The sequence below is a fragment of the Chloroflexus sp. genome (assembly GCF_034435895.1).
Classification (GTDB): Bacteria; Chloroflexota; Chloroflexia; order Chloroflexales; family Chloroflexaceae; genus Chloroflexus.
The window spans coordinates 1-5,460 of sequence record NZ_DAOTWH010000185.1 but is presented as its reverse complement, the minus strand read 5'-3'; the positions used below and the strand labels follow the sequence as shown (position 1 = coordinate 5,460).

The window sequence follows — 5,460 nt, the reverse complement described above, 5'->3', positions numbered from 1 at the left end:
GGAGTGGCTCAGTTGGTAGAGCGACACCTTGCCAAGGTGTAGGTCGCGGGTTCGAATCCCGTCTCCCGCTCCAATCAAGACCGGCGCCGGCGCGCTGGTCTTTTCTATTGTAAGAACCAAACCTATGACCCTGCTCAACGCAACCAATCTCAGCAAATACTACGGCGCTGAGCTGATCTTCCACGATGTCAGCTTCCAAATCGCGCGCGGTGAGAAGGTGGCGATCGTCGGCATGAACGGCGCCGGCAAGAGCACCTTGCTACGCATGATCGCCGGCTATGAGACACCGGATAGCGGCAGTCTCAGCCTTGACCGCGGCGCCCGCGTCGCCTATCTGGCCCAAGAGACGCGCTTCAGCGGCGATCTGACCCTCTGGCAAGAGATGGAAGCGGCGCTGGCCGAGATTCGCGACTGGCGCGCTGAGCTGTCTGACCTTGAGGCCCGGCTGGCCGATACATCCGCCCCCGATTGGGAAGCGGTGATGGAACGCTACGGCGAACTGAGCGCTCGCTTTGAGCATGCCGGCGGCTACGAGATCGAATATCGCATCGAGCGCACGCTGCACGGCCTCGGCTTCCGGCCCGAACAGTTCCACCAGCGCATGGGCCAATTTTCCGGCGGGCAAAAGACGCGAGCCGCGCTGGCCGCCGCCCTGCTGAGCGACCCTGATTTGCTGCTGCTCGACGAGCCGACCAACCATCTCGATATGCAGGCGCTCGAATGGCTCGAACAGTTCTTGCGCACGTGGGACGGCACGCTCGTCGTGGTTTCACATGACCGCTACTTCCTTGAGCGGGTGACGAAGCGCACGCTGGAGATCAGTTTTAACCGGCTCGAAGATTACCCCGGCAGCTATGAAAAGTATCTGGCGCTGAAGGCCGAGCGCATGGAACGGCGGCTGAAAGAGTACCAAGCCCAGCAAGCGTTCATTGCCCGCACCGAAGAGTTCATCCGGCGCTACAAGGCCGGCCAGCGCGCGCGCGAGGCTAAAGGGCGCGAAAAGCGGTTAGAGCGGCTCAAACGCGAGCAGTTGCTCGACCGTCCAAAAGAGGCGGCCAAATTGCGTGTTGCGCTCGATAGCCAATTGCGGTCGGGGGCGCTGGTCTTGCGCCTCGACGGGTTGGTAGTCGGCTATCAGGGGCCGCGCGGCGAGGGCAAGACGCTGCTGCGAGCCGATGACTTGACCATCCGGCGCGGCGAGCGGGTCGGGTTGCTAGGGCCAAACGGCTGCGGCAAGACCACGCTGCTCCGCACGCTGATCGGCCAATTGCCGCCGCTGCAAGGCGCGGCCCGCTTTGGCCACGAAGTGCGGGTAGGGTACTACGCCCAAGGCCATGACGTGCTGGAATGGAACAACACGGTGCTGGATGAGGTGCTGCGGGTCGCGCCGAGCCTCGGCGAAGGGCCGGCACGCAACCTGCTCGCCCGTTTTCTCTTCACCGGTGACGATGTGTTCAAGCGGATCGCCGACCTCAGCGGCGGCGAACGATCGCGGGTGGCGTTGGCCCAATTGACGCTGCTGCCGGGCAATCTGCTCTTGCTCGACGAGCCGACCAACCACCTCGACATTGATGCGCGCGAGGCGCTCGAAGCAGTGTTGAAAGAGTACACTGGCTCAATCCTGTTTGTCTCGCACGACCGCTACTTCATCGACACGCTGGCCGACAGGTTGTGGATCGTTGAGCAAGGCCGGATCAAGCAGTTTGCCGGCAACTACAGCGATTATATGGCTGCGCAGAGCGCCGCGCCGCCTGCACCGGCGCCCAAAGCCGCCGAACCGAAAGCGGCGCCGGCCAAACCGGCCCGGCCCGACGACGCCGAGCGGGCCAAGCAGCGCCGGTTGGCTGCCTTGGAAGCTGAAGTGACCGCGCTGGAACAAGACCTTGCCCGCCTAAGCAGCGAACTCGACGCAGCTAGCCAAGCGCGGGACGTGTCCCGGCTGACGGCGCTGGGAGCGCAGTACGCCGAACTGGAGCGGTTGCTGGCCGAAAAATACGCCCAATGGGAGCAACTGGCGGCGTGAGCGGGCATGGTGAACTGCTCAGAGAGGCTATGATCTACCACGACTACGCTCCGATCTACCATGCCGCCGGCCAAGCGGCATTTGGCACAGCGCTGGCGCAGATCATCCTTGCCCAACTGCCGGCGCCGCCGCAGCGCGCGCTTGATCTCGCCTGTGGCACTGGCGCGGCGGCGTTAGTGCTAGCGGCTGCCGGCGCGACGGTTGTGGGAGTTGACGGCTCGCCGGCGATGCTGGCCATTGCCCGCGAACAAGCCCGCCAGCGCGGCTTGGCGATCGAATGGATCGAAGCCGACATCCGTGCCCTGCCGGATGCCCCGCAGTTGCCACCAGCGAGCTTCGACCTCTGCACCTGCCTCTTTGATAGCCTTAACCATCTTACCGATGATGATGATTTGGCCAAGGTCTGCCGGGCAGTAGGCCGCTTGCTGCGTCCCGGCGGGCAATTCATCTTCGATCTCAACACCCTCGCCGGCTTCCGCACGTGGCACGAATACGATCAAGTGCTCTTCGACGGGCCTAATCTGCTTGTGGTCAACCGGCTCCACTTTGACCACGAGCAACAGCACGCGTATGGCCGCTTCGTCTGGTTCCAGCGTCGCGGCGAGCGGTGGTGGCGCGGCGAAGAGACCCACTGCGAACGGCCATGGCACGCTGATGAGATTGCCGCAGCGCTAGCGAGCGGCGGCTTGCGGTTGGCAGCGCGCCTCACCCCAGACTGGACGCCGGCAGCGGACGATGCGCCGCGGGTAGTGTATGTGGCGGAGCGTGATCGATGACGCTTGGCGATGCCGAGCGAATCATGCTTGGCAACCGCATCCGTATCGAGAGCAAGCACAGCGAGGAGCAAAACAAGTTGTTATCACTGCAACCATCGACGCCAAACACGATATCTGATATAATATATGTCAATTATTATGATTGTAACTTTGCGCTCGAAGGCTTGCTGCGTGATCAAACGCGAACGCTCACGACTACTGGGATCGGGGCAAATTGTCTTTGATAGAGCAAATGAGCCACGGCGCACGACCTGCTCGTTCAGGTACACCCGCTCATACCACCGACTCACGCCCACATCCGGCGCAAACTGTTATACCCAAAGGCCACTGCTGATCGTCTGAGAGTTCATCGCGTTCACTGCCATCACAAAGGAGAAAGCAGTGCCAAACCCTTCAAACCGCTTACCCTCCTTGTATTATGCGATCCGTGAGATCGTAGCGCCAGACGTCGAGCCATTCATGGCTACGAAAACCACGCTGGTCGACTTGAGCCACACCTTAGAAGATTGCATTCTGCGCAACAAGTTGCCGAGCGTTATCTTCACCGGCTTTCAAGAGAGCAGTCACTGGCGGGCAGAAACGCAACGCTACCTCCAATTAGAGAATATTGCCAGTGCGATTTGCATTTTTGCCGGCGGCACACCGCCAGTGCCCGAAGAGCGCCACATCGCGGTGACATTAGAGCCAAGCGATCCGCTGCGTCAAGAATGGTTCCTGCTGGTGCTGACTGAATGGTTTTGCGCGTTACTGTGCGGGCTTGACAATCAACTGCCGGTCACGGAAGAAGGCGACCGCAGCTTTGAAACGCTGCTCACCTTTCAGCCGGAAGTGATTGAGAAAGCGCTCGACTTTCTGATCCCGGCAGTCCATCGTTACCGGCCAGATCGCGCGACAGAGCTAGAACGAGCGCACCAGCGCTTCCCGCCCCGCGCGCCAACCGGGCCATTCTTTACCAAAATCGTGATCGAAATCGTAAGCCACATGCAACGGCGCAACGATCGGCAACGCCAACTGCTGCGCGAACTCCAAACGCTGTACGAACAGCAACAAACGCTCGAAGACACCATCGCGCAACTCGCCGCGCCGGTCGTACCTCTGTTTGAGGGGGTGCTACTCTTGCCGCTCATCGGCAATATCGACTCACGGCGCGCGCAGCAAGTGATGGAACACCTGCTCACCAGCATTGCCGAACGGGCGGCAGATGTGGTGATTATCGACATTACCGGCGTGCCGCTAGTTGATTCGGCGGTAGCCAATTATCTTTTGCAAACGATCCGCGCCGCCCGGCTCTTAGGGACGCAAGTGATCGTCACCGGCATCAGGGCCGCGATTGCGCAAACCATGATCAACCTTGGGATTGACCTTGGCAGCATCATGACCCGGAATACGTTGCGCGAAGGGATTGCAGCGGCGCTGGCGGTGGTGGGGTCTGAGATACGGCCCAAGACAAGTATTTAAGAATATGCGGCAGGGAAACTGCCGCACGCCATAACTGATCACTCGTACTCGCGGTTATACCACTGCGACGCGATAGACACATCTAAAGGCGGCAGTTGACCTGTCGTAATCCACAATCCATCACGAGCCATACAGCGGGTGCGTCTCTAGAACCAACAATAATGTGCGGCAGAAGGACTGCCGCACTCCATGACAGAATCACTCGCCGTAGAGTTGGAGCAACTCGCGCCACTCGCCGGTCAACTCTTCGCGGCGGGCAGCGTAGTAGATGTGAGTGCCCCCCTGTTCGTCAACATAGACCAGATCGACTTGCGAGCGCATCGGGCGGAGGTAGCCGATATTGCCCCACCAGCGCACCTTTTCGTGATCGAGCGGCATGTCTTGGTGGAACATGCGCGCCGCATACTCGCGCACCGTGCCGGGTTCGATATCTTGCAAGCGCCATGGCGCGCTGCTCACATCACCAGTGCGCAAATTGCGGAAGACGTACAGCCACTCACCCTCTTCATTGCGAGTGGCGCTCACGACCTCGATGCCGGTGCGAGGACGAGCGACCCGGATTAGCGCCAGCCATGCGTCAGAGAGCTTCTCGCGGGGCACGTTGTTATACTCTTGCACCACGCCAGTCTCTTTATCCTTCATGACCAGATCGAAGCGCGGCTGGCCCTCGTTATCAACCGAAATCCGCACCAAACCGCCTCTGCCGCGCCAGCGGACGCGGCGTTCACCCCACGTCTCGATTTCAGACGGCGGCGGCGACGTTTCTACCGTCTCTTCCTGATCGAAATCGGCGGTATCGGTCTCAACGCGGGTACCGGCCTCGTTGAGCAAGCTCATCCACGCTTCACCTAAGCCCCAATCGCTCACCCCGTAGAAGATATGGTCGATCACGCCATTCTGGTCGCGATGCACCAGATCGTACTTCACGCGCGAACCTTGCCGGTAGGCGCGCCAAAGGCCAAGCCGGCCCCGCCAGCGCACTTGGCTTTGCAGATCGATCCGGCCTTCGCGCAAATCCTCGTGGCGACCAATCGCATAGGCCCACAACCCCTGCGCGCGGTCGCGAGTCACGCCGGCAGTCGTGCGGAGATCGCGCACCTCGTAGACCCACGTCCCGCTGCGGCGCTGGCTGGCGACAATCTCGACGCCAGAGCGAGGCAGTTCAAGCGTCTCGCCATTATCGAGCGGCGACGGCTCGCCGGC

3 protein-coding genes and 1 pseudogene are annotated in these 5,460 nt (G+C 61.0%); 3 read left to right on the top strand and 1 reads right to left on the bottom strand.

The features are described 5' to 3' along the window. The first annotated feature begins 124 nt into the window (after positions 1-124). The 3 genes from U9R81_RS10855 to U9R81_RS10845 all read left to right on the top strand — a co-directional run bounded on the left by U9R81_RS10855 (position 125) and on the right by U9R81_RS10845 (position 4,257). Entirely contained in the window at positions 125-2,023 is a 1,899-nt protein-coding gene (locus U9R81_RS10855; protein WP_322495471.1) for an ABC-F family ATP-binding cassette domain-containing protein, read from the top strand. Between the two features lie 29 nt (positions 2,024-2,052). Next, positions 2,053-2,799, top strand: a complete 747-nt coding sequence (locus tag U9R81_RS10850) for a class I SAM-dependent methyltransferase (RefSeq protein ID WP_322495470.1) — start codon at positions 2,053-2,055, stop codon at positions 2,797-2,799. Positions 2,800-3,180: 381 nt separating this feature from the next. Further along, positions 3,181-4,257 carry a DICT sensory domain-containing protein gene (locus U9R81_RS10845; protein WP_322495469.1) on the top strand — a complete coding sequence of 359 codons (1,077 nt, stop codon included), beginning with the start codon at positions 3,181-3,183 and terminating at the stop codon, positions 4,255-4,257. A 198-nt stretch (positions 4,258-4,455) separates the two neighbouring features. On the opposite strand, the pseudogene U9R81_RS10840 reads toward U9R81_RS10845, so the two are convergent. After that, positions 4,456-5,460 (bottom strand): annotated as a pseudogene (locus tag U9R81_RS10840) (AAA family ATPase); the annotation flags it as partial.

Excerpts from the sequence above, each read along its gene's own strand:
- U9R81_RS10855 (WP_322495471.1), top strand. The coding sequence starts at position 125 with ATGACCCTGCTCAACGCAACCAATCTCAGCAAATACTACGGCGCTGAG.
- U9R81_RS10850 (WP_322495470.1), top strand. The coding sequence starts at position 2,053 with ATGATCTACCACGACTACGCTCCGATCTACCATGCCGCCGGCCAAGCG.